The 17,311-nt window shown below is 39.1% G+C and carries 17 protein-coding genes, 1 other RNA gene and 1 pseudogene; 12 read left to right on the top strand and 7 right to left on the bottom strand.

Features of this window, described 5'->3' with window-relative positions; all coding sequences use genetic code 11:
* The first annotated feature begins 41 nt into the window (after positions 1–41).
* The 3 genes from sufT (at position 42) to H4J46_RS10100 (ending at position 1,907) form a co-directional block, all read left to right on the top strand.
* Entirely contained in the window at positions 42–575 is a 534-nt protein-coding gene (gene sufT, locus H4J46_RS10110; RefSeq protein WP_182233383.1) for a putative Fe-S cluster assembly protein SufT, read from the top strand.
* Positions 576–597: 22 nt separating this feature from the next.
* A complete protein-coding gene (locus H4J46_RS10105) occupies positions 598–1,008 on the top strand; it encodes a SufE family protein (protein ID WP_182233382.1) in 411 nt (136 codons plus the stop codon).
* 116 nt (positions 1,009–1,124) lie between these two features.
* Positions 1,125–1,907 (top strand): ferredoxin--NADP reductase, encoded by a 783-nt coding sequence (locus tag H4J46_RS10100; protein WP_182233381.1) that lies wholly within the window; start codon positions 1,125–1,127, stop codon positions 1,905–1,907.
* A 751-nt stretch (positions 1,908–2,658) separates the two neighbouring features.
* Here the strand turns inward: H4J46_RS10100 and H4J46_RS10095 are convergent.
* Positions 2,659–2,814 (bottom strand): hypothetical protein, encoded by a 156-nt coding sequence (locus tag H4J46_RS10095; protein WP_182233380.1) that lies wholly within the window; start codon positions 2,812–2,814, stop codon positions 2,659–2,661.
* A 380-nt stretch (positions 2,815–3,194) separates the two neighbouring features.
* Here H4J46_RS10095 and H4J46_RS17255 point away from each other — a divergent pair.
* Positions 3,195–3,407, top strand: a pseudogene (locus tag H4J46_RS17255) (pseudouridine synthase); the annotation flags it as partial.
* Positions 3,408–3,598: 191 nt separating this feature from the next.
* Here H4J46_RS17255 and H4J46_RS10090 read toward each other — a convergent pair.
* Both H4J46_RS10090 and rnpB read right to left on the bottom strand, forming a co-directional pair.
* Positions 3,599–4,498 carry a histone deacetylase gene (locus H4J46_RS10090; protein WP_182233379.1) on the bottom strand — a complete coding sequence of 300 codons (900 nt, stop codon included), beginning with the start codon at positions 4,496–4,498 and terminating at the stop codon, positions 3,599–3,601.
* A 633-nt stretch (positions 4,499–5,131) separates the two neighbouring features.
* Positions 5,132–5,567, bottom strand: an RNA gene (gene rnpB / locus H4J46_RS10085) — RNase P RNA component class A.
* Between the two features lie 98 nt (positions 5,568–5,665).
* Here rnpB and H4J46_RS10080 point away from each other — a divergent pair.
* Positions 5,666–6,319, top strand: a complete 654-nt coding sequence (locus H4J46_RS10080) for a glutathione S-transferase family protein (RefSeq protein WP_182233378.1) — start codon at positions 5,666–5,668, stop codon at positions 6,317–6,319.
* Positions 6,320–6,323: 4 nt separating this feature from the next.
* Here H4J46_RS10080 and rsmI read toward each other — a convergent pair whose 3' ends face one another.
* Positions 6,324–7,175, bottom strand: a complete 852-nt coding sequence (gene rsmI / locus H4J46_RS10075; RefSeq protein ID WP_182233377.1) for a 16S rRNA (cytidine(1402)-2'-O)-methyltransferase — start codon at positions 7,173–7,175, stop codon at positions 6,324–6,326.
* 62 nt (positions 7,176–7,237) lie between these two features.
* Here rsmI and H4J46_RS10070 point away from each other — a divergent pair, with 62 nt between their 5' ends.
* From H4J46_RS10070 to H4J46_RS10055, 4 genes are read left to right on the top strand one after another with little or no spacing between them, the layout of a single operon-like run.
* The gene (locus H4J46_RS10070; RefSeq protein WP_182233376.1) at positions 7,238–9,118 is read left to right on the top strand and encodes a penicillin-binding protein activator; all 1,881 of its coding nucleotides are present in this window, start codon (positions 7,238–7,240) and stop codon (positions 9,116–9,118) included.
* On the top strand, positions 9,102–9,476 hold the full coding sequence (locus H4J46_RS10065) for a YraN family protein (protein WP_182233375.1): 375 nt from the start codon (positions 9,102–9,104) through the stop codon (positions 9,474–9,476). Before H4J46_RS10070 ends, H4J46_RS10065 begins: the two co-directional genes overlap by 17 nt.
* Positions 9,477–9,518: 42 nt before the next feature.
* Complete coding sequence (locus H4J46_RS10060) at positions 9,519–10,109, top strand: phosphoheptose isomerase (protein ID WP_182233374.1); 591 nt, start codon at positions 9,519–9,521, stop codon at positions 10,107–10,109.
* Position 10,110: 1 nt separating this feature from the next.
* On the top strand, positions 10,111–10,683 hold the full coding sequence (locus tag H4J46_RS10055) for a BON domain-containing protein (protein WP_182233373.1): 573 nt from the start codon (positions 10,111–10,113) through the stop codon (positions 10,681–10,683).
* Between the two features lie 222 nt (positions 10,684–10,905).
* On the opposite strand, the gene H4J46_RS10050 is transcribed toward H4J46_RS10055, so the two are convergent.
* Both H4J46_RS10050 and mrcB read right to left on the bottom strand, forming a co-directional pair.
* A complete protein-coding gene (locus H4J46_RS10050) occupies positions 10,906–11,316 on the bottom strand; it encodes a hypothetical protein (RefSeq protein WP_182233372.1) in 411 nt (136 codons plus the stop codon).
* Positions 11,317–11,510: 194 nt separating this feature from the next.
* Positions 11,511–13,874 (bottom strand): penicillin-binding protein 1B, encoded by a 2,364-nt coding sequence (gene mrcB, locus H4J46_RS10045; RefSeq protein WP_182233371.1) that lies wholly within the window; start codon positions 13,872–13,874, stop codon positions 11,511–11,513.
* Positions 13,875–14,049: 175 nt separating this feature from the next.
* Here mrcB and miaA point away from each other — a divergent pair, with 175 nt between their 5' ends.
* Positions 14,050–14,985: a tRNA (adenosine(37)-N6)-dimethylallyltransferase MiaA gene (gene miaA, locus H4J46_RS10040; protein ID WP_182233370.1), complete on the top strand. Its 936-nt coding sequence runs from the start codon at positions 14,050–14,052 to the stop codon at positions 14,983–14,985.
* A 182-nt stretch (positions 14,986–15,167) separates the two neighbouring features.
* On the opposite strand, the gene H4J46_RS10035 is transcribed toward miaA, so the two are convergent.
* The gene (locus H4J46_RS10035; RefSeq protein WP_182138169.1) at positions 15,168–15,500 is read right to left on the bottom strand and encodes a PBPRA1643 family SWIM/SEC-C metal-binding motif protein; all 333 of its coding nucleotides are present in this window, start codon (positions 15,498–15,500) and stop codon (positions 15,168–15,170) included.
* Between the two features lie 630 nt (positions 15,501–16,130).
* On the opposite strand from H4J46_RS10035, the gene H4J46_RS10030 reads away from it, so the two are divergent.
* Positions 16,131–16,340: a hypothetical protein gene (locus tag H4J46_RS10030; protein WP_182233369.1), complete on the top strand. Its 210-nt coding sequence runs from the start codon at positions 16,131–16,133 to the stop codon at positions 16,338–16,340.
* Between the two features lie 135 nt (positions 16,341–16,475).
* The gene (locus tag H4J46_RS10025) at positions 16,476–17,249 is read left to right on the top strand and encodes a hypothetical protein (RefSeq protein ID WP_182233368.1); all 774 of its coding nucleotides are present in this window, start codon (positions 16,476–16,478) and stop codon (positions 17,247–17,249) included.
* Positions 17,250–17,311: the final 62 nt, after the last annotated feature.

Raw genomic sequence — 17,311 nt, 5'->3', positions numbered from 1 at the left:
GTCATTACAAACCTGTACTTTGTCATAAAGAGGTTCAATAAATGCTACAAAAAATGGTCGTTACTGAGCGCGAGTGCAAAGCAAGGGGTGTGCCTAATGGCGATTTACAACTAATCCCAGAAGGCGAATTTGTCAATATCACCCAGGATCTGGGCGGCAACTACACCGTCACTTGGCGCGGCAATATGTTGCGTATTGATGGCACTGATGCCGATGCCATAGGCCGGAAATCACAAAAACTGGATTTTCCTATCCTCAACGATGGTCTTATCCATAAGGATCATGTTTTACAAGCCCTGGCTACTGTCTATGATCCTGAAATTCCCATTGACTTGTTATCTCTGGGGCTGATCTACAAAGTTTCCATCAATCAGGATACACAAACCGTGCATATCGATATGACCCTGACGGCCCCCGCCTGTGGAATGGGACCGGTGTTGGTAGGCGATGTAGAGTACCGAGTGAGTATGGTACCCAATGTTAAAAAGGTTGCAGTAGAGCTGATATTTGATCCCCCCTGGTCCCGCGAGATGATGAGCGAAGAAGCTCAGCTCGAAGCCGGTATTTTTTTCTAGCTAGATAACCTGAGAGTCCCTGATGAACCTACCAAGCAGTAAAGAAATTGTTGAGGATATGGCCTTTTTTGATGACTGGGAGCAGCGCTATCAGTACATCATCGATTTGGGCAAAAGTATTCCACCTATTGATGAAAGTCTGAAAACTAATGAGAATATAGTCAGAGGTTGCCAAAGCAATGTCTGGCTAGTGAGCACTGAACAGGACGGTAAATTACAGTTTCATGCAGACAGTGACGCGGTAATTGTTAATGGCTTACTAGCCTTAGTGATAGCCGTTTTTAATGACAAAACCATGGTGCAAATCCTAGATTTTGACATTAATGGCTATTTTAAAGAGCTGGACCTTGAGCGCCATATCACCCCCACCCGTGGCAACGGCCTGCAGGCTATCGTCGCTAAAATTCAGGCCATTGCTAAAACGAAGATATGAACAGATAGGACTTAGACGTATTTACAAACTACCTTGGTTCAAACCCTGTTCAGGAATTAATATTAACATCATATAGGTACGGATAGCTTTTTCCATCCTAGTTACAAGAGTATTAAATGAGACAGACCATTACAGAAACAGTCACGAGTGTTCATCACTGGAATGATTCGTTGTTTAGCTTTAAAACCACTCGTCAGCCAACATTTACCTTTGAAAACGGACAGTTCGTTATGATAGGCCTTGAGGTCGATGGCAAACCATTACTACGGGCTTACAGCATTGCCAGTGCCAATTATGAAGATGAACTCGAATTTTTTAGTATAAAAGTTCCCGATGGGGCACTCACCTCTCGTTTGCAACACATTCAAGTTGGTGAACCACTTACTCTATCAACAAGGCCTACCGGAACGTTAGTAGCTGGCAGGCTTAAGCCAGGAAAGCACCTATACCTGCTAGCGACCGGAACTGGGTTAGCGCCATTTATGAGCATTATTAAAGATCCAGACCTATACGAACAGTATGAAAAAATTATAGTGGTTCATGGTGTGCGTAATATTTCTGAGCTCGCTTATCAAGACACCATCTGTGATGAACTACCAAACAATGAATTTTTTGGTGATTGGGTCAAAGAGAAACTGATTTATTACCCCACAGTGACTCGAGAGGAATTTCGTTCTCAAGCTCATCAACAAAGAATTACTCACTTGCTAGCGAATAATACGTTAACACAAGAAATTGGCTTGCCAGCTCTTGATCCAAGTACGGATAGATTCATGCTTTGTGGTAATCAAGCCATGCTTGATGACACAATGGCAATATTAAATAAACAAGGTTTTAAAAAGGCCACATCCCGAGAACAAGGTGATTATGTCATCGAACAAGCCTTCCTCGAAAAGTAGTCACAGACAAGTAATTAATACACTTAATACACTATATATTAAGCACATGCAGTGGCGTAGTTAATTTGGCCACCTAACTGGAGGTGTTATTTCGCACTCCATCAAAATTAGGTGGCACTATGAAAAAAAACAAGACCAGGCTTAATAGCAGAATTCAGTCTTGAATGTGCTTAATTAATTATTGATACAAATTTGAGATTGTAAGACATTAAAATTGATGTATATCTGATAAGTTTATCAGACAAAAAAATGGGCTTAAATCTATTTTATAGAAAAATATGAAAGGATTTTAGAAAACCGCTTGAACTATTAATAACAGATCAAGCGGTGTCTAAAATTGGTGAGATGACACATAAGTCAGCTCAATAAAAACACTCAACACTATGGTTTACAAGAAATTACTAACACATCACAAGTTAAGGTTTTTCTGCCCATCAAATTTGTACCCAAGTGCTTTATAACCATTCTCTCGCTTCTTCCACATTCACTTTAAAGTATGAAAATAATAAACATAATCATAAGCTTGGATATATTTTTCATTATTACATTCTCTTTGAATCCGCCCAGCATATTGAGCCAAAAGTCCTTTCCAAGCTATGGGCAATGTTATAAACAGTGTATCCAAAGGGGGTAAATCAAACCCTTCACCGACATATTTCCCTGTTGCTAAAATTCCAGTAGGTTCACAAACTTGGGTTTTATCCTTTGTACTTTTATTATTGTGAGTTGATAAAAAAGCTATACGTTCTTGTCACTGTTTTGTCGAGATACCACCATGTAGCTCAACAACATTTATTCCTTTACTAGCAATAATTTCAGCTAGTAATTTAATATGCTCTTTTCTTTCAGTAAGTGCCATTACTGACCTATTGTTATCTACTGACTGTTTGATGCCTTTAACGATCATTTCATTCCTGGCTTGATCACAAACCAGATGCTTATAGACCTGAGAGATATGAGGCTTAGTTTCAGGAAATAACCATTCTGGTGGAAAGCACGTTGTTGTTTGAGTAACATTGTAAAAAACATGACAATTGAAATATTGATAAAGCGAGCTTTAATTTCTCATTCGGTTAACGGTAAATTTTTTCTCATAGTTAACATCTGGAATTTGAACACCAACGTCTGCAATGTGAGCTTAAACCCGTATCACAGCAGAGTACGAAAGCTTGGCTAATACTCTTATAAATATGCTCCTGAATTTGCAAAGGCTTAATGTCCGCAATTGGCTAGGAGCCAAAGTATTAATTTAGCCACTCGAAGCTTCCGCTTAGCGCACAAACTTGTCGTAAAATCCGTGATCCTAGACATGGCCCTACTAGCTGGATTTCTATCACACTCCGTGAAGGAAAAAATCACCAGATAAGAAAAATGACGGCGGCGGTGGGCTTTGCTACATTAAGACTAGTAAGAGTTCGGATCGGCAACATTAATATCGATGGCATGATTACCGGTGATGTTGCCACACTAACCAACTTTGACAGCACACTAAATCGTTAAAACTTCAAGCATCAACCTCATACCAACCTTTGGCTGATAAATGTCAGTACCGAGAAGAGTATTCAGATAGATCTTTAAAACTATGGCATGCATTATTTCCACACTTACACCACTATGTCCTCAGACTTAGTGAGCTACTAAAATTTCACAAGTAAACACCATTTAATAATTAATACACATAGTAGAATATCCTATGTAAGAACACCTGCAGCAACAAAAAGCTGTAGGTGTACATTAACTAACGCTTCAATATCTCTTTGGTAACCACCACCAATGACCGCAGCGATTGGTATACCTTTATGCTTACAGTAATCAAAAACTAGTTTGTCACGAGCTAAAACACCTTGAGTAGAAATATCAAGATGACCAAGATCGTCATTGCAATGAATATCTACTCCCGCATCGTAAATTACTGCATCAGGCTTAAAGCTAGTAAAGGCTTTATTCAAAGCATTACCTACTGTCTCCAAATAAAGCCCATCTGTTGTTCCCTTCGGCAATGCAAAATCTAAGTTTGAAACTTGTTTACGATGTGGGAAATTTTTTTCACCATGAATTGAAACCGTAAAAACATTCTGATTATTTGACGCTAACTTTGCTGTTCCATCACCTTGATGTACATCAGCATCGAATATAAGTACCTTGCTGATATTATCATTTTGTAACATGGTTAATGCGGCTAAGTATAAATCGTTAATCATGCAAAACCCAGAGCCAAAGTTAGCAAAAGCATGATGATAACCACCGGTTAAATTTATAGATTTTCCATATTCTAAGGCTAATTGTGCAGTCATTATAGTTCCACCAACAGCAGTTAGTGTTCGTTCAATCAATTGCTGAGACCAAGGAAAACCGATCCTTCTCATCGCTTTAAGATTTAATTGATTATTAATCAACTGATTTATATAGGTGGGATCATAAACGGTTTTAACATTATCAGGATTAACCGGTGTTGGTTTTTTAAACCAATTTTCAGGAACTCCATTTGCGGTAAGTGCATTTCGTATTCCAACATATTTTTCTATTGGGAATCGATGTCTAATCGGTAATTCAAGTTGGCTATAAATAGGGTGAAATACTAGTGGTGTCATAATTTAACTTATAGAATATTTAAAAACTTTAATGATAATAACTCAAATGTCGAGCATTTAACCTTATTCTCGATATCTATCACATCCTATCTTAAATACACGTATCCATTTCCTTCAAAAATGCTTTTTGAAGATGATTAGTACTATTAAATAGTCATCAGATAAATTCAAAATTTCTGCTATCACTGACATAAATGTTGTTAAAGCCTTCTTAGAAAGTGGCAAACATAGTGATGTCGTTGATTTTCCTTGTATCGAGAAGTCTCTTCGTCAATGTAGAAAAGATGAAATATCTGTTTATTGGTAAATTCGGCAAATAGTGGCTGTTTTAGACCGGTGTTAACACCGAATCACTACGTTTACGATTAGTTCGAGTTGAGCTAGGCCGCCGTAAGCTCACGCTACGTTTAATTCAAGAATATTAAAATTGAAGATAAAGTCTGTCAGGGAATGATATGAGCCTAAATCAGTTCCTCAAGTAATTTTAATTGTGAAAATTAAAGAATATTTGTGCTGAAAAAATGATGTTTTGAAAAACGAAACGTGTACCGTTTTTTGAATTTAACTAACTGATATGAAAAGATCTTAGAAAACCGCTTGAACTATTAACAACAGCTCAAGCGGTGTCTAAAATTGGTGAGATGACGCATAAGCCGGGTTTTGTATCTCTTCCAAGGAAGAGTGACAATCATTCGTCTAGGCTATAAATCGCTCTATAGCTCAAGCAACCTACCCGGTTTCCACGCGAACCACGCTTATACTATGAGAACTTGCGTTAACATAGTCATGAAACCCTATTTGGTCTTGCTCCGGGTGGAGTTTACCCTGCAATTACTGTTACCAGCAATCCGGTGCGCTCTTACCGCACCCTTTCAGCCTTACCTGTGAAACTTTCGAAAAAGTAACCATCGGCGGTCTTCTCTCTGCTGCACTTGTCGTGGGCTCGCGCCCCCCAGGCGTTACCTGGCACCCTGTTCATTGGAGCCCGGACTTTCCTCCCCTCTATCTGTTTACCGCTTATTAAAAATAAAGGGTACAACGATAAAGCAGCGATTGTCTCGTCAACTCAAGGCGCATTCTACCCGATATATTCACTTAGGTCTAAATTAAATATCGCGGGTATAGATCTGCTGTTATAGTAAGCTAAAAATGACTTAGGTTTTATTTATGCTCGAACTTTGGCATTGCCACAATACTCGCTCGCTTCGTGTTTTGTGGGCTTTAAAAGAAATGCAGCTTAAATACACCTTACACACATTGCCATTCCCACCGCGTTTTTTAGATAAAGCTTATTTACAGACCAACCCTCTAGGTACAGTACCTTTTCTTAAAGATGGCACTACCACGCTGACCGAATCAAGTGCTATGTTGTTATACTTAGTAGAGCGTTACCCACAAACTCATTTGAGTTTACCCGCAACACACCCAGAATACGGTGCCTACCTAAATTGGCTCTTTAGCAGTGATGCTACGCTGACATTTCCACAAACCTTAGTCTTGCGATACAGCCAGTTTGAAAAGCCTGAACGTCAACAGCCGCAAGTAGTTAAAGATTATGCCATTTGGTATTTAGCGCGCTTAAAGCGCTTAAATATCCATTTACAAAACCATCACTATTTGGTCGACAATCGCTTTACTATTGCCGACATAAGTGTCGGTTATGCGCTTTATTTAGGTGAACTACTCGGGCTAGCCAAACACTATCAGCCACAAACTCAAGCTTACCTACAAAGGCTTAAAAACAGAGAGAGCTTTATAGCGGTAAAAGATATCGGTGAAAAAAACAGTCATTACACCATAAAGCCAATAGACATAACCTAAGCAGCTACTCTTTCATTGCTAACGCATATTCATAAAGCGCGTTTTTCTTCACCCCATGAATTTCTGCCGCAATAGCACAAGCTCTTTTTGGCTTCATTTCTGACAGCAGTAACTTCAGTGTTGCCACCACATGGGCAGGAATATCATTAGGATCGATCTTATGCCCTTCAATAATCAACACCATTTCACCTTTAAGCTGATTAGGATCTGCTTGTAAAAAGCTTAATAAGTTGGCCGCTGTGTCTGAATGAATAGTTTCAAAGGTTTTAGTTAATTCTCGCGCCATCACCACATAGCGTTCACCGCCTAGGGTTTTAACAATATCTTCAACGGTATCAATAGCCCGGCGCGGCGCATCATAAAACACCATGGTACGTGTTTCGTTGGCCAATTCGTTTAATGTCGATTGTCGCGCACCTGTTTTTGAGGGTAAAAAACCTTCAAAGGTAAATCTGTCAGTGGGCAAGCCTGCGACAGACAGCGCCGCTATGGCCGCACAAGCACCTGGAATCGGCGAAACCTGAAGCCCTTGCTGGCGGCAATGGCGTACCAAATGAAATCCTGGGTCACTGATCAACGGCGTACCCGCGTCTGACACTAAGGCAACACTTTTGCCTTCTTTTAATAAGGCAGCAATTTGTTCTTGGCGTTGACGCTCGTTATGATCATGCATCGACATCGTTTTATTTTTAATCGCATAAGCTGATAACAAACGCTGGGTATGCCGAGTATCTTCACAGGCAATAATATCTACCTGTTCGAGTATATCCCGCGCCCGTTGACTAAGATCACCGAGATTGCCGATAGGTGTGGCAACTATATATAAGGTGCTGGGCTGAATTTGAGAATCCGACATAATAAAATACTTGTGTTGAGACTGAAGAGGATGAAGTTTATTATAAAGCACTATTAAAAAGTATGGATTTATTAACTTTGACACTCACTAAATGGTTTGTATCTTATAAAAGTGGTCTTTGTGCGTTGGCAACAGTAGCTATTTTGGCCAGCTGTTCAACAACTAAGCCGAGTCAACCAACAAAGTCAGCTGAAAAACAAGCTGAAGTTATGCCAGCGCTCGGAACAAATTTAACCACTGAGCAACAGCTTGCACAAGCGGTATCACAAATATCAGACAACCAACAGGATGAAGCCCTTAGCTCGTTATTAAATGCCAGTGAGTTATATCTAGCAGAAGCTAAACCCCATAAAGCACTTTGGTTAGCTAAGCAACTCAATGGCTTAGCTACATCACCAACAGAGCAATATCGCCTAGCTATCATTGAGGCTAAAAGTTTATTAGTCTTGGCAAGAACACCTGATGCTTATCTTGCACTGGAAAACGCAAATAGTATTAAAGAAAAAGCGCAACTGACTCATCGCCTTGATTATTTTCAAACATTAACCACAGTGCAAACACAAAGAAACCTGCCGATTGCCGCACTAGATGCAAATTTAAGAGCCTTTGCTGAAAGCTCACCGGCAACTGAGTACGATATTGACATTATTTGGCAACAACTTTGTCAACTATCTCCTTGGCAGCACCAGCAGCTAATTAAAATGTCACCGCCAAACTTTAAAGGTTGGAGCAAACTGCTTTCTTTTGCTAATAAATTTGGTGATGACGACGTAAGATTCAAACGCTATTTACGCCAATGGCAACGAGAATTTAGCCGCCACCCTGCGCAATATATTGTGGCAAGATTACGACAACAGCCACCAACATTAACTAAAGAATATCAAAACATTGCCATTATTATCCCGCTTTCAGGTAAACAAGAACGCGCCGGTAAAGTAGCACAACAAGGTATACTAGCTGCTTACAATATTAATAGCGCTAAAACCTTACACTTTATTGATTCAACAACCTTAGATATGACAACCTTAAATGCCAAGTTAACCGAGCTAAAGATAGACTATGTTGTAGGCCCGCTGCTAAAAGAAAATGTTAACCTCTACTTAGCCCAAACCGAGATAACAACCCCCACGTTATTACTTAATTTACCATCAGCAATTACCTTATTACCTCATCAAGTTGCTCTATCAATGCGACCAGAAGAAGAAGCAATACAAGCGGCAACTACGCTCAGTCGCCAACATTATCAATACCCTATAATATTAAGCCATCAAGACAGGGCCAGTCGTCGCATCGCGCAGACCTTTAGCCAACAATGGCAACATATTACAGGTAAGGCACCAGAAATTGTATTTTTTAATAGTGATGCTAAAATGCAAAATCAACTTAAGGCTAGCCTTGGCGTTGATCTAAGCCAGCAACGCACAAAAGAGCTAAATCGCTATATAAAATATTCCATTAAAAGTGAATTACGTAACCGTCGAGATATTGATATGATTTACGTTGTGGGTTTGCCGCTAGAAACCAAGCTGTTAAAGCCTTATATTGACGTTAACATTAGCCCTTTTGCTGATATAATTCCGGTCTATGCCAGCTCGCGCAGTCACAGCTCTAAAATAGACAAAAGTGATAATCGTGATTTGTCTGGTCTAATATTTACTGAAATGCCTTGGCAGCTAAAAAGTAAACAACAAAACCAAGTCTTAGCCGCACAAGCAAAAAAACTTTGGCCTAATCGCAGTGACAGCTTACAAAGCATTTTTGCCATGGGCTTTGACAGTTTAGCGTTAGTAGACAAAGTTTCTGCCATGCAAAATAAAACTTATGTCCGCCATTATGGTCAGACGGGTATATTACAATTGGGCGTTGATAATATTTTGACACGCAGCCTAATTTGGGGAAAATACAGTCGTAGCAAGGTACAAGAAATTGCTATGGACCAATAAAACTAACACAGTAACCACAGGTAAGAATAGTGAGCAATTAGCCGCCCACTATTTAAGCCAACAGGGGCTAGTATTACAGACCTGTAATTTTCAAAATCGTCGTGGTGAAATTGATTTAATCATGACCGAAGATGACATTTGGGTGTTTGTGGAAGTGAAATATCGCAAAAATAATCACTTTGGTGGCGCTATTGCTGCTGTTTCTGTTAAAAAACAGCAAAAAATTAAACAATGTGCGGCATTTTACCTGCAACAGGCCGGATTAAATGAATATAATACCCCTTGCCGATTCGATGTTATTGCGATGCAAGGCGATATTAATAACCCAGCAATTACTTGGCTTAAAAATGCCTTTTAATTAATGCCTTTTAAGCAATGAAACAACGGAGCTAAATCCACCATGTTAGAACGGATAAAAAGTAATTTTACTGAAAGCATACAAACAAAAATTGCCGCCAGCGAATTATTAGCAGGGCCAATTGAGCAAGCCGGCATGACAATGGTACAAAGTCTATTAGCCGGTAATAAAATATTAGCCTGTGGTAATGGTGGCTCAGCCGCTGATGCCCAGCATTTCTCCGCCGAACTATTAAATCGTTATGAAACTGAACGTCCACCCTTGCCAGCTATTGCTCTGACAACCGACAGTTCAACTATTACCTCTATTGGTAATGACTATCATTTTGATGAAATTTATTCTAAGCAAGTGCGCGCATTAGGTAACAATGGTGATGTATTGCTCGCTATTTCTACCAGTGGCAATTCTCGCAACGTGATCAAAGCGATCGAAATTGCTGTTTCTCGTGACATGCCAATCATTGCCTTAACCGGTGGTGACGGCGGTGATATAGCTGGCCTACTCGGCGAAAATGATGTGGAAATTAGAGTGCCGTCAAGTCGCACAGCACGAATTCAAGAAGTCCACTTAGTGGTTATTCATTGCTTATGTGACATCATAGATACTACCTTGTTTCCACAATCTGAGGCTTAGCATGTCGATAAAATCAATTGTAAGCATAATCAGCCTTGCTGTATTACTGCAAGGCTGTGTTGCTGTTGCTGTTGTTGGCGTTGTTGGTGGGGCCAGTATGGCAACTGATAATCGTTCTTTGGGTAATCAAATAGACGACCAAAAAATTGAACTAGATGCGTATGCAAAACTCACGAAAATAGACGCATTAAGTGACAACACCAACCTACAAGTAGTGAGTGTTAATGGCAGTGTGTTAGTTATTGGACAAGCGCCAAATAGCTATTTGCGCGATCAAGCTATAAAAGCCATTAATGAAGTGAATGGTGTTAAGCAACTACATAACCAAATTCGTATTAGCAACACTACATCTTTTATCACAAAAACTAGTGATATTTGGCTAACGTCAAAAGTAAAAACCTCTTTATTTGGTACTGAGAAACTAGACGCAACCAATATTAAAGTGATAACAGAAAATGGCGAAGTGTTTTTAATGGGCTTAGTGACTAAAGCACAAGCGACTATGGCGGTAGATGTTGCGCGCAATGCGGGTGGCGTTAACCGAGTATTTAAAATATTTGAATACCTAGATTAGCATTTGCAAGAGCGTCTAAAACACTAATATATCGCAAGACACCGGGTGTATGAGAAGCCTGAACATCGTCACTCTTTCACATCCATGTGATCGTGACATACTGTTCTTCCTGAACATAAAAAAGCAAACCGTATGGTTTGCTTTTTATGTTCAGTTTTTCTTTGTTTATCACTAACAAAAAATATTCACCCTTAATTCTTAATTCTTAATTCTTAATTAAGGTTAGCCAATGTTTTCAGCTTGGTCATTAGCCATTAATAACTCACCTTGTAGCCATTGAAATGCCTGTTGCCACTCAAGGTCTAGGCCAGAAAAAATACAACTATTCCACTGTTCGTATACCCGTGATAAATTTATTTCTTCAACAATAACTTGGCTGTTATCTGAATAGTAAACAAAGGCAATGGCTTTTAAGCCCTCATAAAACCCTAGGCATAATCGCGCTTCATCACTATAACTATGTTTATTAACTCTGTTGATAAGCATGCCAAAGTTACCAAAGATATGCGCTTTAAAAAAAACATCACACTCTTCAATCATTTCAAGTGACAATTCAATACCTTCATCGATAATAACTTCAACAATATTTTCAGTAAGCAATGTGAAGTAACCAAAGCTTAATCTATGTTTCATTCTTCTCCTATTACCTAGATACTTTTAACTCCTTTCCAGCTAATTTTTACTGTAGCTTGGTTGCTTAAGTGGTGTTAGTTAACGGCCACTTTTATACACGACCTATTAACCATAGTGCTGAAAACGGGGTTATTCAAACAACAAAATAGCGAAAATCACCAGCTAAAAGCTTAGCAGTTGAATTCACTATAAAACTAAGTGCCAAATAATTTTTCTAGCCAAGATGTCTGCTTAATATTTTTAGGATCTGCTTCGCACTGTCTGTCATAAATCAGGCCAGTGGTAACAGCAGGCAGTAATTGCGAATTATCACAAGTTTGGGTAACCGCCCGACCACTTTTATTATCAAAGCGCACTAATTCAACACTTGCTGGTACTTTAGACTGACGACTAACTGCCCCTGTTTTTTGCATAAACTCAGCAAATAGTACCAGTGCACCACTACTACCGGTTAATTTAGTTGGCTTGTTATCGTCTCGACCGACCCAAGTGGTGACTAAAACCTCATTGTCATAGCCGACAAACCAACTATCTCTTAGGTCATTAGTTGTACCTGTTTTACCCGCTATTTTTTTATCTTTAAGCCGCCACGTTAACGAGCTCGCGGTGCCTGACGTTGTCACTTTATTTAAGGCAAAGTTGAGTAAATAAGCCGCTTGCGTTGAGATAATCGCCTGTTCTAAAGCCTGAAACTGCCATAAGGTTTCACCACGGGCGCTAACTATCCGCTCTATTGCATGTGACGTTTCACCAACACCATGATTAGCAACAGGTATATAGAGTTGGTTTATTTGCATTGGTGACATATTTAATGCCCCAAGCAGCATTGACGGACGAGTAACAATATCATCCTGATAACCCAATAGATGAATAGCTTGAGCAACATTGTCCAAACCCAATGCCATGCCTAAATTCACGGTAGGCACATTAAGGCTTGATACTAAGGCATCAATCAAATGCACTTGGCCTCGATACTGACCATCGTAATTTTTGGGCCGCCATGCTTGGCCGTTTTCAGTTGACAGGGTAATCGCTTTATCGGCAATTAAAGTGGCTAAATTAAAACGTTGATAACGCTCTAACGCCGCAATATATATCGCAGGTTTAATTAAAGAACCAATAGGTCGCTTAGCATGTAGCGCACGATTAAAGCCTGCATAGCCCGCTTCTTTGCCACCAACTAGCGCACGAACCGCACCGGTTTTAAAGTCAGACACCACCATCGCCACTTGTAGTTCAGCGCCCGATCCTTGCTCTAAACTCGGTAAGGTTTGATCAATACTGGCTTGTAATGCCAGTTGTTGATTAATGGCAAAACCGGTAAACACTCTAACGCCAGATTGCTGCTCATATTGAGATAAATGCCGCGCTAATTCAGCTTTGACTAATTGCAGATAGGCGGGGAATTTTTGCTGCTTTACTCGACGTTTTTTTCTGATCGATAACGGCGACTCAACCGCACGCTCAAACTCGTGTTGGGCAATAATTTCTTCTTGATACATTAGCCTTAAGACTAGATCTCGACGCTTGATAGTGCGCGCTGGAAAACGCCAAGGATCATAGTAACTAGGCCCCTTGACTTGGCCAATAATCATTGCCATTTGTTCTAAGTTAAGTGATTGAATTGACTTACCAAAGTAAAACTCAGCGGCAAGGCCAAAGCCATAAATGCCATTAGCATAATGCTGGCCTAAATAGACTTCGTTAATATACGCTTCTAACAATTGATCTTTGCTATAGCGATACTCTAATATCAGCGCCATAATGGCTTCATTAGCTTTGCGCCATAAGGTTTTATCGCGCGTTAAAAACATGTTCTTAACCAGTTGCTGGGTTAAGGTACTGCCACCTTGCACCGTTCGCCCTGCCCTAAAATTTTGGTACAGTGCCCGTAAAATGCCTAAGGGTGAAACGCCATGATGAAAATAAAAATCACGATCCTCGATTAATAATAAGGTGTCTAATAATTTTGTTGGCACCGCTTGCAATGACACCAAAACTCGGTCTTCTTTGCTTTCAGGCAAAATTCTATCCAATAAAAGTGGCTCTAATCTCAGTTGCGAAACCCTCTTATCGTTAAGGTATAAATTTTGAACTTTACCGTTAGCCAGGTCTATGGTTATTTTTGTTGCCGCTTCCATACCGGCGCCAAAATCAAATGTGCGGCGATAAATAATGGCGCGAGTTTTTGATAAGGCAAACTCGCCAGGGCGTCTAACATCAAAAACTTTTTTATAACGATTAGCCATTAACGACTGCTTTAAGTTAGTCAGAGTTAACTCACTACCTAGCTGATAAGTTTCTATCGCACCATAAACCTGAACAGGCACCTGCCAACGCTGACCTTCAAACTTATCGCGCACTTTACCATCAAGATAAATACTATAGAGAAATAGCACAAATACGGCGATAACAGCTATTTTCACTATTAGCCAAAATGACCAACTAATAACATTTTTTAAGCGGTTATTGCTCATATCCTCTGGTTTATTTGCGCTTTTAGGTTGGTCATTTTTTGATTTATTGCTCGCTGTTTGTGCCGTTTTTTTGACTGTCATAGGTAATTAAAAAGCCTCAAGGATATGCGATTAAGCACTTATAATAATCTAGCGAAGACGAGATCCCAAACGATAATTTTTAAGGTTTTAAAATAGTGCTTAACTCACAAGCATAACGGCGAAATTAACGATATAATTCTGCTTTTATCTCACTACCAATGGCTAAAGGTTAACTATGTCTGCATTTAACATGCTCGTTGTGCTTGGTTCAACAGCGTCGGGGAAAACCAAACTGGCAGTAGAGTTAGCAAGAATGCTAAATGGTGAAATAATTTCTGCCGACTCTCGACAAGTTTATCGCGGTTTAGATATTGGCAGCGGTAAAGACCTTGATGAATACCAAGAAATTAATCATCACTTAATTGATATTGTTGACCCTGGTTACGAATATAATATTTTTGATTTTCAACAAGATGTTATTAATGCCCATCAGCAAATAAATTTAAAAAATAAGCTGACTATTTTAGCTGGCGGTTCAGCCCTTTATGTTGACTCCATCTTAAAAGGCTATCGCTTAATTGCCGTACCTGAAAATAAAGCCCTTAGGTCAACATTAGCTAAGCTAAGTCACGAGCAATTAATTCAAAAGTTAATACAGCTTAAACCTAATGTCCATAACACCACAGATCTTATCGAACGTGAACGACTGGTACGAGCCATTGAAATAGCTGAAGGCGAGCTAGCAGCACAAGATAAAATGAATGACTTTCCCGCACTCAAGCCACTTATATTTGCCATAAAATGGCCCAGAGAGGTTATTCGACAACGTATAACCTTGCGTTTAAAGCAACGCATGGCACAAGGCCTTATTGAAGAAGTCGCACAGTTACATGCTCAAGGAGTTAGTTGGCAAACCTTATATTTTTACGGCTTAGAATATCGTTTTATTGCCCAGCATTTACAGGGACAATTAAGCGAAAATGACTGTTTTCAAAAATTGAACTCAGCTATTCATCAATTTTCTAAAAAACAAGATACTTGGCTGCGACGGTTAGAACGAAATGGCACTAAAATACATTGGCTAGACGGAGATAAAGATACGCTTGCACAAGCCATGGCCGTGATAGCAGGTTTAAATAACGTAAATACTGCAAATGAGTGCAAAACATAGCACAATAAAATTTAGCCGTTTTCGACTGAAAATGATCTTTGTAAGCTTAGGTATTAACTGAGAAGAAAGTTAGCCGAGTAACCTGTGCTAATAAAGATGATAATACAGATGGGCTTAGCCTGCGCTGCTCATAAAAATTAGAGCAGCGTCAGCTTGACAGTAGATGGAAAAATAGTGTGTTATTAACCGCAACACTTTTTATATTTTTTGCCACTACCACATAAACAAGGATCATTACGGTTGGGCGTTTTGTCAAACCTAGTGGTGCTTGGTTTGTTCAGTATGGCACTCAGTTCAATAATATCTTCATCAGCGGTGCTATCTACCGTGATATTAGCAAACAGTTCATTATCGGCAACTAATATGGCGACCTCTAATTTCTTTTCTTCACTTGTCACCACTAGCGTTAACGGGTGTTTTTCTGTGCCAAGCTTAACAGCACGCTTAGTGTTATAACCTGTTTTTACATGGTTTACTCTGGTATGGATACGCCCTTTGTAATACAGATCGTGCATGATGAACTCCGCTAAATGAAAAACTAAAAATTAAATACTAGGTTTGAGCGCGGCAGTATAACGTAAAACGTAAAATAGTCGACTGTTGAATGCAGGAACTTAAGCCTTGCCTAGCTTTTAAGCAAGGGTGGGGTGATATTAATTTTTTTGCTCATCAGCCACCGGGGTAAAGACCCTTGATTAGAAAATTAAGCCCATAGCGAGTTATTGGCTTAATGTCATAGATATAAAAAAGGGCTATCCACTTAGCCCGACCAACCACCACATGTTGTAGTTCCTTTCTTTTGTTATTTAAGTCTTGTTGGTGCGCACTGCTGACATTAGGCTAAAATTTTTTGCCATATATTTTCTAATGAATTTTTCGTTTCATATTACGGAGAAGTCTTAGTAACACACATCGACCAGTTCATAAATTACATTAAGTTCATGAAAATAAAAATTACCATACATTTTGGGGGGCGTATTACTGAGACTTCTCACTAATATCCAAGCACAACAAGCTATGGCTAATTTATTTCCTCTAATTTATTGAAATTTTAGAGTATCAAGTAATAATTAATCAATGTTATGAAACGGACATTACTGCGAAGTCTCCATAGTAAGCAGTGAGGCAAGCAAAAGGAAGTATCTATGATTCGCCAACTTACAATTTTAGCTATATGTTTAATTTTTACACTTTCGGGCTGTACTAATAAGGAATTTTATAATTCTACCCAGCCAAAAAATAATGAATCTGAATGCAGGAAACTTCATCCTACAGAGTATGAAAAATGTATATCTCTTGGTTCTAAATCGTATGAGGAATATGAAAAAGAACGTCAAGAAGTCATAAAGAAGTAGCCGTGTGAAGTTTGCCTAACAAGCCATTCAAGCAGGACTTTTAACAGTTGGTTAGGTTTCGTTTCACATTATAACCAATAATTAAAAGCCTCTTCATGGGGCGTTATGTTTTAATCATAAAATTAGGAAAATATTATGTCTAAAGTTATTGAACAATCAAGTATTAACAAAGAAAAATGTAACTGTTCAGAAATTCATGTAAACGAAAATTATTTGATCGGGAATAAATCAGATTTTATTGCTGCTGTGGCTGTAGCCAAAGATATATTCGCTGCGACTCCAATGCTAGAATCCATGGGAGTCAAACCTTTATTCGATCAAAGCAGATTGTTAGGTGATGTTGTTGGAAGCAAGGAGGCGACAGATGATATTTGTGAAAAATGTAATGTAGATATAAATATTCTGTCTTCGACACAAACTATTATTGTTCCTATGCAAACTGTAGGAGATGAAAAAAATATATTAGCGGGCTTTTACTATTTGATCTTTAATGGAGAGCCTAGTAATGAAACATTTGTTAATCGGTTTATTATGGATTTGAGACCACCTAGAAAAGATTGTATTAATTTCGTTGTATCTGATAATCAGCCAATTGGTTGCCCAGACTTCTACGAAAATCCATTTATTATTAATGTTCATTCAGGAGAGGGATTATTTGACTGCTCAAATGTAACTTCTCCTTATCTTCGTTGTTTATGCGATTGTTTATCAAGTAATCTACGAGATTTTGCAGGCCCAATTATTGGTTCAGGGCTTGCTTGTCTTGCAGCTATCGCAGCATTACCAGGATCTGCGGGAATATCTGTTGTATTAGCAATTCCCGCATGTGCTATTTTTTTTGGTTTAATTGGTTTTACTATAGCTTTTTGTGCGGCGGGCTGCGCTTTACCTGATAGCGTAATAGTTTGAAAACTATTTGTTAAGTTTGTGGTTATCTCTATGGTTCATCAGATGAGTGATACTCTATATTT

The sequence above is a fragment of the Colwellia sp. MB02u-6 genome (genome assembly GCF_014077095.1).
Taxonomy (GTDB): domain Bacteria; phylum Pseudomonadota; class Gammaproteobacteria; order Enterobacterales; family Alteromonadaceae; genus Cognaticolwellia.
Note: the sequence above shows the minus strand (reverse complement) of the source record. Positions and strands in the feature narration are given on the sequence as shown.